The sequence below is a fragment of the Streptomyces sp. NPDC030021 genome (assembly GCF_055574035.1).
In genome coordinates this window covers 1-20,631 of record NZ_JBVIAH010000013.1, presented here as the reverse complement: position 1 = coordinate 20,631, position 20,631 = coordinate 1, and the positions used below count along the sequence as shown (strand labels likewise).

Annotated in this window: 12 protein-coding genes; 6 read left to right on the top strand and 6 right to left on the bottom strand. The window is 74.1% G+C overall.

Translation table 11 applies throughout. The features are described 5' to 3' along the window. Nucleotides 1-91: 91 nt before the first annotated feature. Nucleotides 92-1,324: an L-2-hydroxyglutarate oxidase gene (gene lhgO, locus ACZ4YL_RS24490; protein ID WP_468119350.1), complete on the bottom strand. Its 1,233-nt coding sequence runs from the start codon at nt 1,322-1,324 to the stop codon at nt 92-94. 44 nt (nt 1,325-1,368) lie between these two features. Further along, nucleotides 1,369-3,195 carry a sporulation protein gene (locus tag ACZ4YL_RS24485; protein WP_468119348.1) on the bottom strand — a complete coding sequence of 609 codons (1,827 nt, stop codon included), beginning with the start codon at nt 3,193-3,195 and terminating at the stop codon, nt 1,369-1,371. Nucleotides 3,196-3,824: 629 nt separating this feature from the next. Between ACZ4YL_RS24485 and ACZ4YL_RS24480 the strand changes: the two genes are divergently transcribed. Then, nucleotides 3,825-6,044 carry an asparagine synthase-related protein gene (locus tag ACZ4YL_RS24480; protein WP_468119347.1) on the top strand — a complete coding sequence of 740 codons (2,220 nt, stop codon included), beginning with the start codon at nt 3,825-3,827 and terminating at the stop codon, nt 6,042-6,044. A gap of 78 nt (nt 6,045-6,122) precedes the next feature. Here the strand turns inward: ACZ4YL_RS24480 and ACZ4YL_RS24475 are convergent, their stop codons facing one another. Continuing rightward, entirely contained in the window at nt 6,123-7,391 is a 1,269-nt protein-coding gene (locus tag ACZ4YL_RS24475) for an MFS transporter (RefSeq protein WP_468119345.1), read from the bottom strand. Between the two features lie 140 nt (nt 7,392-7,531). Between ACZ4YL_RS24475 and ACZ4YL_RS24470 the strand changes: the two genes are divergently transcribed. Together ACZ4YL_RS24470 and ACZ4YL_RS24465 are read left to right on the top strand one after the other, a co-directional pair. Beyond that, on the top strand, nt 7,532-8,038 hold the full coding sequence (locus ACZ4YL_RS24470) for a MarR family winged helix-turn-helix transcriptional regulator (RefSeq protein WP_468119344.1): 507 nt from the start codon (nt 7,532-7,534) through the stop codon (nt 8,036-8,038). Nucleotides 8,039-8,087: 49 nt separating this feature from the next. Beyond that, nucleotides 8,088-11,465 (top strand): AfsR/SARP family transcriptional regulator, encoded by a 3,378-nt coding sequence (locus ACZ4YL_RS24465; protein WP_468119342.1) that lies wholly within the window; start codon nt 8,088-8,090, stop codon nt 11,463-11,465. Here the strand turns inward: ACZ4YL_RS24465 and ACZ4YL_RS24460 are convergent. Both ACZ4YL_RS24460 and ACZ4YL_RS24455 read right to left on the bottom strand, forming a co-directional pair. Beyond that, a complete protein-coding gene (locus ACZ4YL_RS24460; protein ID WP_468119341.1) occupies nt 11,452-13,482 on the bottom strand; it encodes a sigma-70 family RNA polymerase sigma factor in 2,031 nt (676 codons plus the stop codon). The two genes, ACZ4YL_RS24465 and ACZ4YL_RS24460, sit on opposite strands and share 14 nt — an antisense overlap. Nucleotides 13,483-13,656: 174 nt before the next feature. Continuing rightward, nucleotides 13,657-14,430 carry a TetR/AcrR family transcriptional regulator gene (locus ACZ4YL_RS24455; protein ID WP_468119339.1) on the bottom strand — a complete coding sequence of 258 codons (774 nt, stop codon included), beginning with the start codon at nt 14,428-14,430 and terminating at the stop codon, nt 13,657-13,659. 338 nt (nt 14,431-14,768) lie between these two features. Between ACZ4YL_RS24455 and ACZ4YL_RS24450 the strand changes: the two genes are divergently transcribed. Together ACZ4YL_RS24450 and ACZ4YL_RS24445 are read left to right on the top strand one after the other, a co-directional pair. Next, nucleotides 14,769-16,187 carry an NAD(P)/FAD-dependent oxidoreductase gene (locus ACZ4YL_RS24450; RefSeq protein ID WP_468119337.1) on the top strand — a complete coding sequence of 473 codons (1,419 nt, stop codon included), beginning with the start codon at nt 14,769-14,771 and terminating at the stop codon, nt 16,185-16,187. Between the two features lie 135 nt (nt 16,188-16,322). Beyond that, a complete protein-coding gene (locus tag ACZ4YL_RS24445) occupies nt 16,323-18,125 on the top strand; it encodes an ATP-binding SpoIIE family protein phosphatase (protein WP_468119618.1) in 1,803 nt (600 codons plus the stop codon). A gap of 126 nt (nt 18,126-18,251) precedes the next feature. Here ACZ4YL_RS24445 and ACZ4YL_RS24440 read toward each other — a convergent pair whose 3' ends face one another. After that, the gene (locus ACZ4YL_RS24440) at nt 18,252-19,553 is read right to left on the bottom strand and encodes an MFS transporter (protein WP_468119617.1); all 1,302 of its coding nucleotides are present in this window, start codon (nt 19,551-19,553) and stop codon (nt 18,252-18,254) included. 125 nt (nt 19,554-19,678) lie between these two features. Between ACZ4YL_RS24440 and ACZ4YL_RS24435 the strand changes: the two genes are divergently transcribed. Further along, nucleotides 19,679-20,215 (top strand): MarR family winged helix-turn-helix transcriptional regulator, encoded by a 537-nt coding sequence (locus ACZ4YL_RS24435; protein WP_189972381.1) that lies wholly within the window; start codon nt 19,679-19,681, stop codon nt 20,213-20,215. The last annotated feature ends 416 nt before the right edge of the window (nt 20,216-20,631 follow it).

Here is a 20,631-nt window from a genome sequence, read left to right as displayed (position 1 = left end):
GGTGTGCAGGCACCAACACGTTTTGTTTTCTTTCTGTGGGGGGTTTTCCGCCCCCCCCCCCCCCCCCCCCCCCCCCACCCCCCGGAGCGGCTCAGGCCGAGCCGAGGGTCCGCAGGGCGCGGGTGGCGATCTCCCGGCCGATCGGGAGGGACGCGGTCGCGGCGGGCGAGGGGGCGTTGAGGACGTGGACCGTACGCGGGGCGTCGCGGATCAGGAAGTCGTCCACCAGGGTGCCGTCGCGCAGCACGGCCTGGGCACGGACCCCGGCCGCGGCGGGCCGCAGGTCGGCGGCGGTGACGGCCGGCAGCAGGCGCCGTACCGCCCGGGTGAAGGCCTGCTTCGACAGCGAGCGGTGGATCTCGCCCGTCCCGTACCGCCAGTGCCGTGCGGCCATCCGCCAGGATCCCGGCCAGGCGAGCTCGTCCGCGATGTCCTGGGGCCGCACCGTCGACCAGGCGTAGCCCTCGCGGGCCAGCGCGGGCACGGCATTGGGCCCGACGTGGACGCCGCCGCCGATGCCCCGGGTCAGGTGCACCCCGAGGAAGGGGAACGCCGGGTCGGGCACCGGGTACACCAGGCCCCGGACCAGGTCCGGCCGCGCCAGGTCGTAGTACTCGCCGCGGAAGGGGATGATCCGCATGCCCGGGTCGTCCCCGGCGAGGCGGGCGATCCGGTCGCACTGGAGGCCCGCGCAGTTCACCAGCACCCGCGCCCTGACCACCAGGCCGGACGTCGTGCGGACCGCCACGGCCGAGGGGCGCCGGGAGATCAGGTCCACGGCGCCGCCGTAGACGATCTCCGCGCCGGAGGACTCCGCGAGCTGGGCGCTCACCCGGCCGTAGTCGACGATCCCGGTGCTGCCGACGTGGATCGCCGCCAGCCCCCGCACCTCCGGCTCGTACTCCGTGATCTGCGCCGGGCCGAGCTCGCGCACCGGAATGCCGTTCTCCCGGCCGCGCTGGACCAGGGCGTGCAGCCGCGGCAGCTCCTCCCGCTCCGTGGCGACGATGAGCTTGCCCGTCACCTCGTGCGCGATCCCGTGCTCCGCACAGAACTTGACCATCTCGGCGGCCCCGCTCACCGCGAAGCGCGCCTTCAGGGAACCCGGGCGGTAGTAGATCCCGCTGTGGATCACCCCGCTGTTGCGGCCCGTCTGGTGCCGGGCCGGGCCCGACTCCTTCTCCAGGACCACGACCCTGGTCCCCGGAGCCAGGCGCGACAATGCATGCGCCGTCGACAGGCCGACGATTCCGCCGCCGATCACCAGCACATCGCAGTCCACGCCGCCACCCACGCTGACACCTCCCACCCCTGCATACTGCACCCCGGCACCGACAACGCGGCCACGCGGCCCCCGGAAGACGGGTCCTACGCCGGCGCCACCAACAGCGGCCGGGCCCGCTCCCGCAGCTCTGCCACACGCGGCTCGTCCCCGTACGGTTCCAGGCGGTGCAGCAGGTCCCGTACGTATTCGGTCGTCCGCGCCGAGGAGATCCTCCCCGCCACCTCCACCGCCCGGGTGCCCGCCGCGCACGCCGCGTCGAGATTGCCCGACTCCAGCTCGGCGACCGCGCTCACCACCAGCCGCAGCCCGTGCGACCGTACGTACTCCTCGGTGGGGCGCGACAGGGCCTGCTCGGTGAACCGCCTTACCTGCCGGGGCAATTTCAGATCCCGGTAGCATTCTGCAGCATCTGCCGCGAAACGGTCGTACGAGTAGAAACCCAGCCAGGTCGGATCCGGATCGCCCTCCCGGGACCGCTCCAGCCAGCCCTCCGCCGCCCGCAGCGCCGCCCCGGCGGCCGTCGAATCGCCGGCCTTCGCGTGCGCCCGCGCCTCGACCAGCCGGAAGAAGCTCATGGTGCGGGCGGTGGCCAGGCCGCGGTTGCGCTCGACGGCGGCCTGCGCGAGGTCCACCCCCTCGTCGGGGAAGTCCCGGTAGGTCGCCTGCAGGGACATCGAGGCCAGCACGTAGCCGCCGAGCGGTACGTCCGCGGCCGCGCGGGCGAGCCGCAGCGCCTGGATGTAGTAGCGCTGGGCCGCTTCCTGCTGGCCGGTGTCGAAGGCCATCCACCCGGCCAGCCGGGTCAGTTCGGCGGTCGCGCCGAACAGCGCGCGGCCCACCTCGTCGGTGTACGAGCCGAGCAGCAGCGGCGCCGCGTCCACCCGCAGGCACTCGGGCACCATCGACGAACGCCAGTCCCCGCCGCCGTACTTGGAGTCCCAGCGGCGCGCGTCCTCGGCGGCCTCGCGCAGCTTCGACACATCGCTGTGTCCCACGCGCTGGCCGTGGTCGCGCGGCGTTTCGGGTCCGGGCAGGGCGGGCACAACGGTGGACGGCGGGCCTGTCGCCGGTCCCGTCACCGGTCCGGAAGCCGGGCCTGCCATCGGTCCTGCCAGACCTGTCATCGGACCGGTCGTGCGGCCGTCCGGGGAGGACCGGGGACCTGGTGCTGCCGTCGCCTCGCGCGCCGGCGCGTCGTGAGCCGAGGGGGTCGCTGATACGGGGCTCTGGACCATGGAGTGCCGCGCCGCGGGGTCGAGCGCCGCGGAGGTAACGGCCGTCGGGTCGTCGGTCGTCGCGTTGTCGGGTGCCGCAGTGTCAAGTGCCGCGGTGTCAGGTGCCGCGCTGCCGGGTGCCGCGTGGTCCGTCGTCGCGCTGGTCTCGCTGCCGGCCGCCGGGGCGCCGGCCGTGAGGTGCGGAGCCCGGCTGCCCGCCGGCTCCCGGGCCACCGAGCTGTCGGCGGGAGATATCAGCCAGCGCGAGGCGGGCGTCGCGTACGCCGCCACGGAGAACGAGCCCGCCAGCGACTGCCAGATCCCGCCACCGCCGCGCCGGCCGGCGAGGTCGAGCCGGTACAGGTCGGTGGCCGAGCGCACCGCCGCACCCACGTCGCGCGGGAAGGCCAGCCCGACCTCGGGCGCGGGATCGGCGTCCGCCAGCCCGATCTCGTGCAGCGGCACCGGCCGCCCCAGCTTCGCGCCGATGGCGGCGGCGATCAGATGCGGGGCGGCGCCCTGGGGCACCATCCCCTTCGACACCCACCGGGCCACCGACGTCTTGTCGTAGCGAAGCGTCAGGCCGCGCTGCGCGCCGAGGTCGTTGACCCGCCGGGCCAGCCCGGCGTTGCTGATGCCCGCGAGGGCGAGGACGGCGCCGAGCTTCTCATTGGGCTCGCGGAGCTCCCTGGACATGCGCCACCCCTCGTCACACGCGGAACGCAGACGCCGCCGGGGCATAGGCGCCCGGCATTTCGTAAACCCAGCGTAGTTCCCCGCCTCCCAAGCGTTAAGGCCCTTACTTCCGTATGGCGGGATTGTTGTCCGTTTGCACAGTCCGCCCCGGGCCCGGCGCCGGGGCGCACGTGTCATCGCGTGCTCCGCCCGTGTGGCCGTGCGCCCGCCCGTGCGCTCTGGCCGGTCCCCGGACCCGGCGATTCGATGTGCGGTGCGTGGGTCGGCCCGCCGCCTGACCGGGCGGGTCGGGGGATGCCGCTGCCTCAATCCCCGCGGGTGGCGGAACGGTCCGGGGGGTGGAACGCGCCCCCCGGACCGCGCCCCCGCGCCGGGCGCCGACCGCCCGTGACGGCCCTTCCGGCGGCCGAAGAATGGCTGAAAGCGATCTATGGGGCGGTGGGAACGGAACGTCAAATACCGCGTTGCCGGGGCGTGTTCGTTTGCGTGTGCGCCCCCTTTAACCACTCTCGCACGCCTGTCCCGTGGCAGCATGGACCCCGAGCCACCCGGGGTCCCGCGGTCGCGCCCTCAGCGCTGTCCGTGCTGCCTGTGCCCCGGTCATGTGCCCACGGGCTGGGGAGGCGGCGGTGCGCTGGTTGGTGGGTTGGAGCAGTATCGCCGCGAGCTTCGGCACGGCCGGAAGGGTCTCCGGCCAGGGCTCCGGTCATGCCTCCGGCCAGGGCGGATACGGCCAGGGCGGATACGGCGGCGACGGCGGCGCGCCCCTGCGCGGCGGCCTCGCGGACGCCGCCCATCCGGACGACCCGGGCGCGGACGCGGAACGCACCGTCCACCCCGTCGGCGCACAGCTGCTCTGGGGAGACCCCGACCCCCTCTGGGCCGTCGGCGACTGGCGCCCCGACGAGATCCGCACGCTCACCGCCGACCCCGCCGACCCCTTCACCAGGCTCGCCGTCCTCGGCTGCTGCGGTGCGACCGACGCCGAACTGCGCCGCGCCCTCTACGCCGCCCGCGGCGGCGCGCTGCGCCACCTCACCCAGTGGTCCGGCAGCTACACCGCCGTCGTCCAGGCCGGCCGCCGCATCACCGTCGTCGGCGACCTCGCGGGCGCCCGGCCCGTCTTCTACACCCCCTGGGCGAGCGGCACGGCGTACGCCACCGCCGCCCTCCCGCTCGCCGACCTCATCGAGGCCCAGCTCGACATCGGCCATCTCGCCGCCCTGCTGGCCTGCCCGGACAGTCCCGAGGCACTGGGCGACGGCACACCGTACGCCGGGGTCCGGCGCATCCCGCCCGGGCACGCGCTCATCCTGCGCGAGGGCTCCCGCGAGATCACCGGCTACGAGCAGGTCGCCTCGCTCGCCGTGGCAGCCCCCGAGGCCGATGCCGAGCGCGCGGTGGAGGGCGTGCGGGAAGCGTTGGTGGATGCCGTGCGCGCCCGGCTCACGGCTCCGCGGCATGCTCCCGACACAGCTCCGCCGTACGATCCCGGCCCCGTGCCCGGAATGGGCCCCGCCGACCGGCGCGCCGCCCGCGGCGCCCCGGCCCCCGGGGTGGGCGCCGACCTCTCCGGCGGCAGCGCCTCCGCGACGCTGGCGCTGCTGGCGGCCGGTCTGCCGGGGGCGCCGGGCACCCTGCTGAGCCCCGCCGGGGCGCGGCTGCTGGCCGTCACCTTCAACGACCTGGCCACCCCGCAGGGGCGCGAGGCCGAACTGGAACGGGCCAGGGCCATCGCGGCCGACCCGCGCCTGCACCACGTCGTGGTCGCCGCCGCCGCGGAGGCCCTCCCGTACGCCGAACTCGACGGCCCGCTGACCGACGAACCCGGCCCCTCGCTGGTCTTCGCCGCCCGCGAGCGGCGCCGGCTGGCGGCCGGGTCGGCCGACCACTTCACCGGCCACGGCGCCCGCCAGGTCCTCGACGCCCACCCGGCCCGCATGGCCGACCTCCTGATGGACCGCCGGAGGCGGCACCTGCTGCGCCCGGTGGCGGCGCTGGCCCGTTCGGCCTCCGCCTCCGGAGCCGCCGGGGAGTCCCTGCTGGTGCCGCTCACCGTGTACTCGGCGGCCCGAAGACTTGCCCGTACGTCGTACCGCGCGGGCATGGAGGCCGCCGCGGCCCGGCTCCGCGAGGGCGGGGTCACCGAGAGATCCTCCGGTCCGGTGGACGCTTCCCTCGCCGCCCTGACCTGGTCCCGCCCGGGACCGGCGGCGGGCTGGCTCACGGGGGAGGCGCTGGCGGAAGTATCGATCCGTCTGACGGTCGCGGCCGGCCGGCCGCCGCTGTCGCTGCGGCCGGGGGAGGCCCGCGCCCGCTCGCTGCTCGCCCGCCACGCCGCCGACCACCGGGTCTTCGAGCAGGCCGTGGAGGTCCGAAGCCAGCGGTTGCACGCCCCCTTCCTGGACAACCAGGTCGTACGGGCCGCCCGCGCCCTGCCCGAGTCCCTGCGGGTCCAGCCCGGCGCCCGGGCCGCGATCCTGCGCAGCGTCCTGTCCTCGGCGGGGGTGCGCGAGTTCCCGCCGGGCTGGGGTGCCACCGACCGCGAGCCGAACGAGACGGCGACCCGGCTGGGGCTGCGCGCCGCCCTGAACGGCCTGCTGGACCTGTTCGCGTCGCCGTTGCTCGCGGACGCCGGGCTGATCGAGGCCCGGGTCGTGCGCCAGGCCCTGCTCGACGCGGCGGACGGGCGCCCGGTCCCGCTGGACGGGCTGGCGGAACTGGTCTCGATGGAGCTGTGGCTCCGCCGTCTGCTGGCCCGGCGCGGCACCTGCTGGACGGGTACCTCCACGGCGCGGCGCCGGGCGGTGCCGGAGGGAGTCCCCGTGCACCGCCCGGCGCTGTCCTGACGGTCCTGTTCTCCGGAGGCCGCCGGCGGCCTCGGCTCGGGGCACTGGCCCGACGGTCCCCGGCTCAGCGGCCCCGGCTCAGGCGGTGAGCACCAGAGCGGTCGCGATCGCCGGGCCGAAGGCCCCGCCCAGCTGGTAGCAGAGGGCGAACAGGCCGATGGCCGTGGGGCGCTGGGCGTCGGGGGCGCTGGACGCGGCGTGCATGGACAGCACGGCGTTGCAGCCGGTCGCCGCGAATATCCCGCCCAGGGTGGCGACCAGCAGCAGCGGACCCCAGCTCGCGAACACCGCGATCGCCGCGGCCGACGCTCCGACCCCCACGAGCACCGCGCGGACGGCCGCCCGGCTCATCCGCGCCGAGGCCGCGGCCAGCAGCCAGGAGAGAGCGGACCCGGTGAGCAGCGCCACGAGCTGACCGGTGCCCGCGGTGGCGGCGTCCCAGCCCGCCCGGTCGGCGAGCAGCCGGGGCACGGAGAACAGCAGGGTGAAGTACGAGCCCGAGAGCACGAGGGCGAGCAGCGCGGAGCAGAGGAAGAGGGGCCGCCGGATCAGCGCGGCCGGGACGAATCCGTCGGGGCGTCGGCGGACGTGGAGCGCGAGCAGGGTGGCGGCGAGTGCCGAGGAGCCGAGGGCGGCGGCCGGCGCGTGGGGCAGCAGGACCAGGGCGGTGGCGAGCGCCGTCAGCAGCGCCGCGCCGCGGGCGTCGAACCTGTCCTGAGGCCGGGCCGCCGGGACGGCCGGGGCTGCTGGGGCCGTCGCGTACCGGCTGACCATGGGCACCGCCAGGATCGCGATCACGGATATGGAGAGCGAGAGCCGCCATGAGACGGCCTGTGAGAGCTGTGCGCCGAGGAGCGGGCCGGATGCGCCGAGGATGCCGAAGCCCGCGCTGATCACGCCCATCCGGCGGGCCGAGCCGGCCAGGCTCATGGCGACCGCCGCGAGACCGGCGCCGCCGGCGGCCTGCGTGGCCCGTCCGGCGAGGGTGAGCGGCAGCCAGGGGGACGCGGCGACGAGGAAGGTGCCGCCGACGAGGAGGGCGCCGGCCAGGCGGAGCGCCGGCCGCAGGCCCCGGCGGCGCAGCAGTCCGGCCAGGAGCGGGGTTGCGACGGCCATGGCCCAGGCGTAGGAGGCGACGAGCCAGCCGGCGGTCGAGGCGCTCACCCCGAGGGAGCGGGCCATGTCCGGAAGGATCAGCACGGGGGCGTTGGCCCCGGCGGCCATGGGGGTGGCCATCAGCGCCAGCCACAAGGCGGGAACGGGGCCGACCCGGGGCGTGGTGCGGGTGGTGGCGGCGGTGGCCGTGGTGGCCGTGGTGACCGCGGTGGCGGTGCTGGTGGTGGTCATGGGTGGCGCCCTCCAATCCATCTCAAGACTGAGAATCTCAACGTTGAGATAAAAGCATCCGGTCCTCTCAACGTCAAGTGTCTCAACGTTGAGATATCCTGAGGGCGTTGCGAGGGACACGAGCGAGGGAGGAACAGCGCATGAGCGACGCAGTGGACGCGATCGTCGGCCAGTGGGTGGCGGAGCGCCCGGATCTGGCCGCAGGCCTGTGGCCGGTGGAGGTGGTGGCCCGCATCCAGCGCATGACCCGCGTCATCGACAAGCAGCAGAAGGCCTTCGCGGCCGAGCACGACCTGGAGGTGGGCGAGCTCGACATCCTCTTCACCCTCTGCCGCTCGGGCCCCCCGTACGCGCTGACCGCCGGCGCCCTCATCCCGGCCGCCATGGTCACCTCCGGAGCGATCACCAACCGCATCGACCGCATGGAGGCCAAGGGCCTGGTCGAGCGGGTGAGGGACGGTCAGGACCGCCGCACGGTGCGGATCCGGCTGACCGAACAGAGCCTCGCGCTGACGCAGTCGATGATCACCGAGCACCTGCGCCGCTACGCGGAGCTGCTCGCCCCGCTGGACCCCGCCACCTGCGCCACGGTCGCCGAGGCCCTGCGCACGCTCCTGGAGGAAAACGGGGACACCTCGATCACCTGAGGTGTCCGGCCGGGCGCCGCTGCCCCGGCGGGCCAGGCAGAATTGCCCGGTGCGGTATCTCATCCTGGGTGTCACCGAGGCACGCGACGAGAACGGCGCCGCTCTCCCCGTGGGCGGCGCCCGGTTGCGCGCGCTCCTCGCCGCCCTCGCCCTGCGGGCCGGCCGGCCCGCCTCCGTCGCCGAACTCGTCGACGACGTCTGGGGCGACGACCCGCCCCAGGACGCCCCCGCCGCCCTCCAGGCCCTCGTCGCCCGGCTCCGCCGCGCCCTCGGCGGCCGCGACGCCGTCCACTCCGCCCCCACCGGCGGCTACCGCCTGGCCGCCGCCCGCGACGACATCGACCTGCACCGTTTCGAGCGGCTGGCGGTCCAGGGCGGCCAGGAACTGGCCACCGACCCGGCCGCCGCCTCCCGCACCCTGCGCACCGCCCTCGCCCTCTGGCGCGGACCCGCCTTCGCCGACCTGCCCGAGCCCGCCCGCGCCGCGCATGCGGCCGTCGCCGAGGCCCGCCGCACCGGCGCCGTCCGCCACCGCATCGAGGCGGACCTGCGCAGCGGCGCCACCGCCCCGGCCGCACTGCTGCCGGAGATCGAGACGCTGGTCCACGAGTCCCCGTACGACGAAAGGCTCCGCGCGCAGCAGCTCCGCGCCCTGCGCGCCGCCGGCCGCCCCGCCGAGGCCCTCGCCGCGTACGAGCGCACGCGCCGCGCCCTCGCCGACGGCCTCGGCACCGACCCGGGCCCCGAACTCGCCGCCCTGCACGCGGAACTCCTCCAGTCGCAGGCTCTGCCCCCACAGCACCGGCCCCCGCAGCACCGGCCCCCACAGCCCCGGCAACCCAGGTCCGAACTCTCCGACGCCCCCGAGACTCCCGACGCCCCGGAGATCCCCGACGCGTCCGAGCCCCCCGAGGCCGCCCGCGGGAACCTCCGCCCCCGCCTGACCTCCTTCGTCGGCCGCGAACCCGAACTGGCCGCCCTCCGCGACGATCTGACCCGTCTGCGCCTCGTCACCCTCACCGGCCCCGGCGGTTCGGGCAAGACCCGCCTCGCCGAGCACGCCGCCGCGGCCCACCCCGAAGCCGGCTGGATCGTCGAACTCGCCCGCCTGGACCGGCCCGCCGCCGTTCCCGGCGCCATTCTCAGCGCCCTCGGCCTGCGCGAGAGCTCCCTCGTCACCCGCGAGACCCCGGCCCCGGCCGCCACCGACCCCACCACCCGCCTCGTCGAACACTGCGCCCACCGCACGCTGCTGCTCGTCCTCGACAACTGCGAGCACGTCATCGGCGCCGCCGCCGAGCTCGCCGAGCGGCTCCTCACGCACTGCCCCGGTGTGCGGATCCTGGCCACCAGCCGCGAACCCCTCGGTGTCCCGGGGGAGACGGTCCGCCCCGTCGAGCCTCTGCCGCCCGACCCCGCCCACCAGCTCTTCGCCGACCGTGGTGCCTCGGCCCGCCCCGGCTTCCGCCCCACCGACGACGCGGCCGCCGTGGCCGAGATCTGCGCCCGCCTCGACGGTCTGCCGCTCGCCATCGAGCTGGCCGCCGCCCGGCTGCGGCTGCTCACCCCGCGCCAGATCGCCGACCGCCTCGACGACCGCTTCCGGCTCCTGACCAGTGGCGCCCGTACCGTCCTGCCCCGCCAGCAGACCCTGCGCGCGGTTGTCGACTGGTCCTGGGACCTGCTCGACGAGGCCGAACGCACCGTCCTGCGCCGGCTGTCCGTCTTCGCCGGCGGCTGCGACCTCGCCGCCGCCGAAGCCGTCTGCGCCGACCCCGCGGACGCGGCCCCGTACGACCCCGCCGACGTCCTCGGCTCCCTCGTCGACAAGTCCCTGGTCCTGGCCGAACCGGACCAGGGCCACACCAGCCACACCAGCCACACTGGCCACACCGGTCACGGCAGCTCCGGCGGCCACGGCATGCGCTACCGCATGCTCGAAACCATCCACGAGTACGCCGCCGAGCGCGCCGCCGCCCACCCCGCCGACGCCCGGGCCACCGCCCGCCGCCACGCCGCCCACTACCTCGCCTTCGCCGAGGAAGCCGAACCCCTGATCCGCTCCGCCGCCCAGCTCCCCTGGATCCGGCGCGTCGAGACCGAGCTCGACAACCTCCGGGCCGCCCTCCACAGCACCGTCGTCGAGAGCGCCGACACCGAGGCCGGCGAGCGCCTCGTCTTCGCCCTCGGCTGGTTCTGGTGGCTGCGCAACTACCGCACCGAGGGAGCGGAGTGGACCACCCGGACCCTCGCGCTCACCCACGAGGTGCCCCCCGAGGGCACCCCCGCGTACTGGCGCTTCATGCGCCTGCTCGTCCTCGACATGTTCCTGCTCGCGGAGAGCAACTCCGCCGAGAAGTTCCGCACCTCCGACTACCGGGACTTCGCCACCCGCATCAAGGAAACCTTCCGGCAGGGCTCCCCGGAGACCACCTGCTTCCCCGGGATGCTCTGGCCCGCGACGACGTTCCTCACCGGCACCTCCCTCGATTTCCACGCCGACCTCGACCGGTCCGTCGCGAACTGCCGTGTCCATGCAGGGGAATGGGAACTCGGCGTCGTCCTCATGCTCCGCGCCCACGTAGCCATCGACGTCACCGGAGGCCTCGCCGACGTCGACGCCGACCTGGCCGAGCTGCACGAGCTCGCCCATCGCGTCGGCGACCGCTGGACCCGTGCCCAGGTGGCGAGCGCTGCCGGGGAGGTCGCCCTCTCGCGCGGCCGGTACGCCGACGCCCGCATCGAGTACGAGGAGTGCCTGCGCCTCGCCCGCGAGGTCGGGGCCAGCGTCGAGGCGCCCTTCGCCATCGCCCGGATCGCCGAGACCGCCTACTGCGCGGGGGACCTCGACGATGCCGAGCAGCTGCTGGCGGAGGCCGACAAGGAGTCCGACCGGTACGGCGGGGTGTACGACGTCAGCACCTTCGCCCGGCTCCTCTCCGCCCTCGTCGCCCTCCAGCGCGGCGACGACGCCCGGGCGCGCGAGGAGTGCGACCGGGCCCGCGCCGAGGCCGAACGCTTCACCGTGCCCGCCCAGCTCACCGCCGGGCTGGCCACCGTCGACGCCGTCCTCACCGGCCGAGAGCAGGGCCCCGTGGCCGCTCTGGCCAGGATCGGGCCCGCCCTCGCCGCCGCCGTCGACGCCCGGTGCGCCGAGCGCGTCCTGGCCGGCATGGCCGAGGCGGCGGCCCTGCTGCTGGCCGGCACCGACCGGCCGGCCGAGGCCGTACGGGCCCTCGCGGCGGCCACCGCCTGGCGTGCGGGCCATCCGCGCTCGGTTCCGGAGAGCGGAGCCGTGGACGGCCTCCCGGAGCGGACCCGCGCCCTGCTCGGCCCGGACCGCTACCGCCGCGAGGAGGAGGCCGGCGCGGCCCTCACCCCGGCCGCCTTCGCCGCGACGCTGACCAGGGCGTTCAGCGGCAGCTGAGCACGGCGTCGGCCCAGCTCGCCAGCGTCGGCAGGCTGCCCGGCCCGGCCTTCTCGACCACCAGCCGCAGCGTCTTGCGCCCCGCGAGGGAGACCTGCACGGCCGCGGGCGGGTCCTCGTGCCGGAGGGCGGCGGACTGCCACACCCGCGCCCCGTCGGCGTATACGGAGAACCGCACCGAGCCGTCCGAGAACAGCGACAGGCCGTCCACCCCCGTCTGCGCCGAGAAGCTCGTGCACTGCCGGTTGAGGGCGATCTCCACCGAGGACCGCGAGTTCACGGTGATGCCGTGCGCGAAGCGCCGGCCGCCCACCTCCAGCCCGTGGCGCTGCCACACCCAGCCGCTGCGCCAGGTCTGCAGCTCCGGGCCGCTGTGGTCCCCGTAGACCGAGTGGGGGAGCCCCGCCAGCTGGAACCCCTGCGGCGGTTTCGGGGGCGGCGACGGTGTCGGCTTCGGCGCGGGCCGCTCCGGGGACGGCGCGGGGGAGGCCTTCTCCCGGCTGGGCGAGGGCGACGGGGACGAGGAGGGCGCGGGCCCGGGAACGGCGGAGGCCGCGGCCGAGGGCGTCGGTCCGGGCCGCGGAGCCACGGAGCCCTGCGCCGCCGGCGGCTCCTGCGCGGGCGGATCCGGCTCGGCCGAGGCCGAGGTGGAGGCGGGTGCCTTCGGTACGGAAGGCACCGACGGCGCCGAAGGCATCGCCGGCGCCGCCACACCGGGTGCGGGCTCGGCCCGGGCCCGCGGCTCGGTGTCGTCCCCGGCCAGTGCGAACACCACCCCGGCGGCCGCGGCCACCGCGATCCCGGCGGCGATGGCGGCCTTGGCCGGCAGCCCGAGCCCTTCGGCGGCCACGGAACCCCCGGCCCCACCGCCCGCCCCGGCGGCCCCACCACCGGCACCGGCTCCGGCCGTGCCACCCGCGGCCCCGGCCCCGGCCGTCCCGGCCCCTGCGGTCGACCCACCGGCGGCAGCCGCGGCCCCGCCCGCGGCGACGGCTCCACCGGCCAGCAGCCCGGCGGCCTTGCCCGCGTACCCGGCGGCGAACCACCCGATGACCGCGACCGGAAGCAGCGCCGGAATGCCCGCGTTGACATCCTGGAGCTCCCCGGCGGCCAGCCGGCACTTCACGCACTCCTCCAGGTGCTTGCGCAGCCCCCGCTCGGCCCGCATCCGCAGCCCGCCCCGCGCGTAGGCGCCCAGCCGGTCCGCGTACCGCGCGCAGTCGCCGCCCTCGCTCAGCGCCGAACTCACATGGGCCTGCAGATACGCCTGCTTGAGCCCTTCCCGGGCCCGACTGGCCAGCACAGCGGTCGCGTTGGCGCTCAGCCCGAACAGCGGCGCGATCGCGCTCGGCGACGCCTCCTCGACGGTGGTGTGCCACAGCACGGCCTGCCACCGCTCGGGCAGACTGCGGAAGGCCTGCATGGCCAGCGACCGCTCCGCCTCGTGCATCGCCCGGACGTCCGCGCCCAGTTCGAGCGTGTCGTCCCCGGACAGCCCGGACAGCCCGGACAGCCCGGACAGAGCGGCCCCGCCCTCCGTACCCGTGGAGGCCTGCTCGGCGAAGACGGCGAAGTCCTCGACCAGTTGCTCGCGCCTGGCGGTCTTCGCCCAAGCCGCGGCGACCCTGCGCACGGTGGTCAGCAGATAGGCCCGCACCGACTGGTCCGGCCCGGCCCCGCCCCGTACCGCCTGCAGGGTCCGCGCGAACACCTCGGCGGTCAGGTCGTCGGCGGTGTGCGCGTCCCGGCAGCAGGACCGGGCGTAGCGGCGCACGGAATCGGCGTGCCGACGGAACAGTTCCTCGTACGCACCGTCGTCACCGCCCCGCATCCGGGCGATCAAGTCCCCGTCGGACGGCGGCAGCTCGCCGCCGGTGCCTCCGGGTCCGGAAGAGCCCGAGGGGCGTGCGTGCCGCCCGCCCGGGTCGCGCTGAGCCGGCACCTGCCGGGCGGGCAGACTGCCCGCCTCCACCTCGCTGCCGCCACCGCGTGGCTCTTCCCGACCGTCAACGCTCATCGCGGAGACTCCCGCACGACACACTCAACCGGTACACCGGCCAAGCGTGTCACACGGGGGACGGGCACCGAACCTCTCTTCGCGCCATCCACCCATCCGGGCACATTCCGGCGAATCGCCCTACGGGACCCGCACCGGCACCGGCACCTGCACGCGCACCGGTACCGGCCGAGGTCACACCGTCCGGGACCGCAGTCCTTCGAGCAGGATGTCGAGCAGCCGCGTCGAGGCCGCCGCCTGCTGGGCCGGGTCGGGCAGCGCGGGCGCCGCCGTCGCTATCACCAGCAGCACATCGGCCACCGTGACATCGGCACGCAGCTCACCGGCCTCCCGCGCCCGGTGCACCAGCCGGCCGACGACCTCCAGCAGCGCACCCGCCCCCGAGTCGTCCGAGGGCTCGTTCTCGGCGGAGCCGCGCGTGCCCACGACCCGCAGGTCGGGAGCGCCGGCGGCCGGCACGGCCCGCCGCTGGTGCGGAACCCGGGCGGCCTCCGCCTCCTCGGCCTCGTCCTCGACGGCCGAGCCGACCCGCAGGACCTGCGGCGGCAGCAGCCGCCCGGCGCCCGAGGCCACGGAGGTGCGCAGGAAGCGCGACAGCGCCTGCCACGGCTCCTCCTCCTGGCCCAGCGCGGCCTTGGCCTGCTCGGTCAGTCGCGCGGTCTCCTCCTCGGCTATGCGCCGCACGAGGACGTCCTTGCTCGGGAAGCGCCGGTACACGGTGCCGACACCGACCCGGGCGCGGCGAGCCACGTCCTCCATCGGAGCCCCGTAGCCCAGCTCGCCGAAGACCTCACGGGCCGCCCGCAGAACGTGCTCGAGGTTGCGCTGGGCATCGACGCGCAGCGGCGTGGACCGGCCCACACCGTGCGTGGTGCCGCCCGCGATACCGCGTCCGTTGCTCTCGACCGAGAGCGCGGTCGCAGAACCATGGAAATCGGAAATGTTCATATGTATCCCCCGGTAATCATTTGTCTCCCCCCGGAGACACTCCCCGCCTTCACGCCGAGGGGGCCACGGTCTCGGGCCCGGTCCTACTCCTCGACGAGATACGAACATAGTTGAGCCAGAGTCAATTCAGAAGAGGCAGCCCCGGACGGAGCACCGCCCGATCGGAGCATTCACCCCCACTTTTCCGATCCGTGCCTCCGGAATCTCGCATTCCGTGTGTCCTGACCTGCAGATTTTCGCCACAAGCTGACGTCCTCTTGCACCCTGCCCCAGCACTCACTCCGGTCACACAATTTGTCGGGGCTGTGGACAAACTCCCGGCCACGTTGCGTCATGGGATGGTGAAGGCTGCTAACTCACGGGGCACGGCCCCCGGTACCCCGCCCCGTACGCGCATCCTGATCGTCGGCGGCGGCTACGTCGGCATGTATACGGCGCTCCGCCTCCAGCGAAAGCTCAGAGCCGGCGAAGCCGAGGTCACGGTGGTCACCACCGAGCCCTACATGACGTACCAGCCCTTCCTCCCCGAAGCGGCCGCGGGCGCGATCTCCCCCCGGCACGTCGTGGTCCCGCTGCGCCGCGTCCTCGGCAAGTGCCGCATCGTCATCGGCGAGGCCAAGCGCATCGACCACGCCAAACGGACCGTGACCGTCAGCACCCTCGCCACCGCCGACGAGGGCACCGGCCCCGTCGAGATGGAGTACGACGAACTCGTCCTCGCCCCGGGCTCCATCTCCCGCACCCTCCCCGTCCCGGGACTCGCCGACTACGGCATCGGATTCAAAACGGTCGAAGAAGCCATCGGACTGCGCAACCACGTCATCGAACAGATGGACATCGCCTCCTCCACCCGCGATCCCGCCCTCCGCGACGCCGCCCTCACCTTCGTCTTCGTCGGCGGCGGCTTCGCGGGCGTCGAAGCCCTCGGCGAGCTGGAGGACATGGCCCGCTACGCGGCGCGGTACTACCACAACATCAAGCCCGAGGACATGAAATGGGTGCTCGTCGAAGCAAGTGACCGGATCCTCCCCGAGGTCGGCCCCGAGATGGGCGTCTACACGGTCCGCGAACTGCGCCGGCGCAACATCGACGTACGCCTGGAGACCCGGCTCGAATCCTGCGAGAACCGCGTCGCCGTCCTCAGCGACGGCGCCCACTTCCCCACCCGCACCGTCGTGTGGACCGCCGGCGTCAAACCGCACCCCATCCTGGCCGCCTCCGACCTCCCCAAGAACGAACACGGCCGCCTGGCCTGCACCTCCTTCCTCACCGTCGAAGGAGTCGAGCACGCCTGGTCCGCGGGCGACGCCGCCGCCGTCCCCGACATCACCGCCGCCGAGAAGGGCCGCGACTGCGCCCCCAACGCCCAGCACGCCGTCCGCCAGGCCAAGGTCCTCGCCGACAACCTCCTCGCCGCCCTCCGCGGCGAGGTCCTGACCGAGTACGCCCACAAGTACGCGGGCTCGGTCGCCTCGCTCGGCCTGCACCGCGGCGTCGCCCACATCTACGGCCGCAAGCTCAAGGCCTACCCGGCCTGGTTCATGCACCGCGCCTACCACCTCAGCCGCGTTCCCAGCTTCAACCGCAAAATGCGCGTCCTTGCCGAATGGACCCTCTCAGGCCTCTTCAAGCGTGAGATCGTCTCCCTGGGTTCCCTCGAACACCCCAGGGCAGAATTCGAACTGGCCGCAGGCGGCGGCCCCAAGCCCCCTCCACCACCCCCCGCCCCCAACCCCCCGCAGAACGGCCAGGGCTGACGTTGTCAGTGCGGTCGGCCACACTGGACGTGTGACCATAGGTGCGCTCACCCCTGCACAGAGTGACATCGTCCAGTCAGCGACCGCCCACGAGCGACACAGCGACCACTCGCGACACCACGAGGCTTGAACGCAGTGAACTTCACGCGCTGGAGCGCCCGGTTTCCCGGAACGCAGCGCCGCGCCGCCGCCCGGTCCGAACACGCCGCCGCCCAGGCCAAGCGAGGTGAAGGCGCGGTCCCGGCAGCCCGCGGCGGCCGCGCCGACCCCGGAGCCGAGCGGTCCACGCCCACCGACGGCCGGCCCGCCGACCCCACGGTCTCCGGGACCGGAAGCGGCGGCAGCGGCGGCAGCGGCGGCGGCACCGGCACGACCCCGTCCCCGCCCCGGCCGACGGGCGTCCTCACCGCCGTGCCCTCCCTCGACGAGCTCTCCGTACGCGAGGTCCTCGGCCGGCTCCCGGCCCTGGTCGCCCTCGTCCACGGCCCCGAGCACCGCGTCGCCTACGTCAACGACGCCTACACCACCGGCTTCGGCGCCCGGACCCCCGGCGCCCCGGCCCACGAGGCCCTCCCCGAACTCGGCGAGCTCGGCCTTCTCCCGCTCCTCGACCAGGTCCAGCGCAGCGGCAAGTCCCGTACCGCCAAGAACCGCACCGCACCGGGCGGCGGCAGCTCGTACACCGTCACCTGCACCCCCGTCGAGTTCCCCAAGTCCGACACCGACGGCGAGCCCGACCCCCACCACACCGGCGTCCTGATCCACCTCGCCGACGTCACCGACCACGCCGAAGCCGTCGAGCGCCTCCGCGCCAGCGAGCGCCGCCAGCGCGAGGCCGCCGTCACCCTCCAGCGCTCCCTCCTCCCCCAGGAGCTGGAACAGCCCGACGACCTGCGCATCGCCGCCACCTACCAACCCGGCGGCACCGAGGCCGCCGTCGGCGGCGACTGGTACGACGTCATCACCCTCGGCGCCGGCCGCACCGCCCTCGTCATCGGCGACGTCATGGGCCGCGGCGTGCGCGCCGCCGCCGTCATGGGCCAGCTGCGCACGGCCGTCCGCGCCTACGCCCGCCTCGACCTGCCCCCGCACGAGGTGCTCCAGCTCCTCGACGGCCTCGCCGCCGAGATCGACGCCAGCCAGATCGCCACCTGCGTCTACGCCGTCCACGACCCCAACGAGGGCCTGCTCGCGTACGCCTCCGCCGGCCACCTCCCGATCCTGGTCCGCGACGAGGACGGCACCGTACGCAGAGCCGCCGACCCCACCGGCCCACCGCTCGGCACCGGCGGCTGGCTGCACACCTCGGGCACCATCGCCCTCGGCCCCGGCTCCACCGCCGTCCTCTACACCGACGGCCTGGTCGAACGCCGAGGCGAGGACATCGACGAGGGCGTCGCCGCCCTCGAACGCGCCCTCTCCGGCGCCCAGGGCACCCCGGCCGTCATCTGCGACCGCCTGATGCGCGCCCTCGGCGTGGACGCCGACCACGACGACGACGTCGCCGTGATGGTCCTCCAGCAGCCGGCCCGCACCGGATCGGACGCCGAGCTCTTCCACAACGCCGCCCTGGAACTCCTCGGCGGCATCGAGGCGGCCCCGCGCGCCCGGGCCTTCGCCCAGGGCGTCCTCGCCTCCTGGCGGTTCCCCGTGGAGCTCTGCGACCTCGGCGTCCTGGCCGCCAGCGAGCTCGTCGCGAACTCCCTCCAGCACGGCACCCCGCCCATGCGCCTGGGGCTGCGCCGCACCGACCGCCGGCTGATCATCGAGGTCACCGACGGGGACGACCACCTCCCGCGCCGCCGCCGCGCCGAACCTGCCGACGAGACCGGCCGCGGCATCTCGATCGTCGCGACCATCGCCTCCTCCTGGGGCTCCCGCCGCACCCCGGGCGGAGGCAAGGCCGTCTGGTGCGAGTTCGCCCTGCCGGACAAGTAGCCGAACGCAAGTAGCCGAACAGCGGGAAGCAGGAAGGCCCCGTTCCACCCGGACCGGGGCCTTCCTGCTTCCGCACATATAGGGGCCTTCCTGCTTCCGCACATATATACGTACGGCCATACGTCCCTACGCGGGCACGCGCTCCACCACGACGTCCTTGGCGGCAGCCTCGGCGACGGGGCCACCCTGCGCCACGACCCGGCTCGCCACCCACGGGTTGTCCTGCATGGGGCTCAGGCGCCTGCCGAGCCGCAGCGCGAGAGCGGCGATCCCGAGCGACACGAGCACGAAGACCCCGATGTAGAGCATCGGAACCCCCGCACCGAGCGGCACCCCGAGCGGCCCCAGCGCCAGCGCCATCTGCTTGACCAGCGCGAAGGCCGAGTTGTACTGGCCCACCGAGCCCTCGGGCGCCAGGTCGGCCACCAGCGGCGCCAGGGTCGGCGACAGCATGGCCTCGCCGATGCCGAAGAGCGCGTACGTGCTGATGAACGCGGCGGCGGCCATCATGGCGCTGCCGTGCCCCAGACCCGAGAACCCGGCGATGAGCCAGGCCACGGTCCAGATCAGCCCGACGAGCGCGATCACCCGGGACCGGCGGCGCTTCTCGACCAGCTTGAGCACGACGAACTGCGCGACGACGATCGCACCGGTGTTGGCCGCGAGCGCGAAGCCGAGGGTGGAGGGGGCGATCCCGGCGGCCTCGGTACCGAAGGCGGCCAGACCCGACTCGAACTGTCCGTAGCAGGCGAAGAACACCACGAAGCCCAGCACGCACAGCTGCACCATGGCCTTGTGCCGGAGCAGCCGCTTCCAGCCGCTGCCGCCCGCCTGGGACGGGTCCTTCGGCAGGGCGTCCTTGATGCTCGGCACGTGCGGCAGCCGCACGCTGAGCACGACGCCCGCCAGCACCAGGAACATCACGGCCTCGATGCCGAACAGCAGGGTGAAGCTGCCGGGCCGGCTCTCGTCGACGATCTGGCCGCCGAGCAGACCGCCGATGCCCAGACCCAGGTTCTGCATGAAGAACTGCAGGGCGAAGGCACGGGTCCGGGTGGACGGCGTGGAGCACCACACGATCATCGTGGCCAGCGCGGGCTGCATCACGGCCTGCCCGGCGCCGAGCGCCAGGGCGGACAGGAGGATCCCCGCGATGCCGGTGGAGAGCCCGAGGGAGAGCGCACCGACCGAGGCGGTGACGGCCGCCCCGATGACCACGGGCACCGGGCCGCGTCGGTCGATGACCCGACCGGTGAAGGGCAGCGCGACGAGAGCGCCCAGGGCGAAGGCCACGAACGCGCACGTGGCGGCCATGGAACCCAGATCTCGCACCTGCGCCACATAGATGTAGAGGAACGGAACCGTGAAGCCGATGCCGAACGCGGTCAGCGCGTTCCCGGCCTGGATCCGCCGCATCGCAGCGCCCATCACCTTGGTCACTTCTCACCTGCCTTTGAGACCTGAAGCCTGAAGACTTCATACCTAAACTTCAAGCCTTAACAGTACACACTGAAGGAGTTAGACGCCAACGAGCTCGTGCGATACTTCGACCCATGGGTGACACCCCCGACGGCACTGCGCCCGTCCACGAGCCGAGCCTCGACGAACAGATCGCCGTCTATCAGCGCGAGTTCCAGGACCTGGACCCCCAGGTCGAGAAGGTCGTCTCGGCGCTGAGCCGCCTGAACCGCCGCATGAACGTCGCGTACGGCCGCCAGACGGCGGCCCTGGGCATCAGCAACGCGGAGTGGGAGGTCCTCAAGGCCCTCGTCATCTCCGGCGCCCCCTACCGGATGGGCCCGAGCGAACTGGCGAAGCAGCTGGGCCTCACGCCGGCGGCGATGACCCACCGGATCGACCGCATGACCGCGGAGGGCCTGGTCACCCGCGAGCGGGACGAGTCCAACCGGGTCCGCGTGATCGTGGAGCTCACCGACGAGGGCCGCAGCAAGTGGCTGGACGCGATGCGCGCGGCCACGGTCTTCGAGGAGGACCTCCTCCAGGACCTCTCCACCGCGGAGCGCGGGGTGCTCGGCGACATGCTCGCCCGCCTGCTGGAGCGCGTGGAAGACCTCCAGTCACCCAGCTGACCACCGGGGTTGACACGAGCCCGGTGGATCCGTAAGGTTCTTCGAGTTGTCCCAGAGCCGGAAGGTTTTGGCGACAACGAATCCCGCCGCCTCGTTGCGGCACCCAACTCAGCACGATCTCCCACTGGGATCGAATTCGGCGTGCCCGAATTCTTTTCCGAAGGCCGATTATGAATCGCCGGGGAAATCCACTAGAGTTCGGGAGTCGGAAGGGCCCAACGGCCCGGAAGGCAAACCCCGCTGACTGGGGGTCAGGCCCGAAAGGATCTGATAGAGTCGGAAACGCAAGAACAGAACGAAAGCCCGGAGGAAAGCCCGAGAGGGTGAGTACAAAGGAAGCGTCCGTTCCTTGAGAACTCAACAGCGTGCCAAAAATCAACGCCAGAAGTTGATACCCCGTCCACTTCGGTGGATGA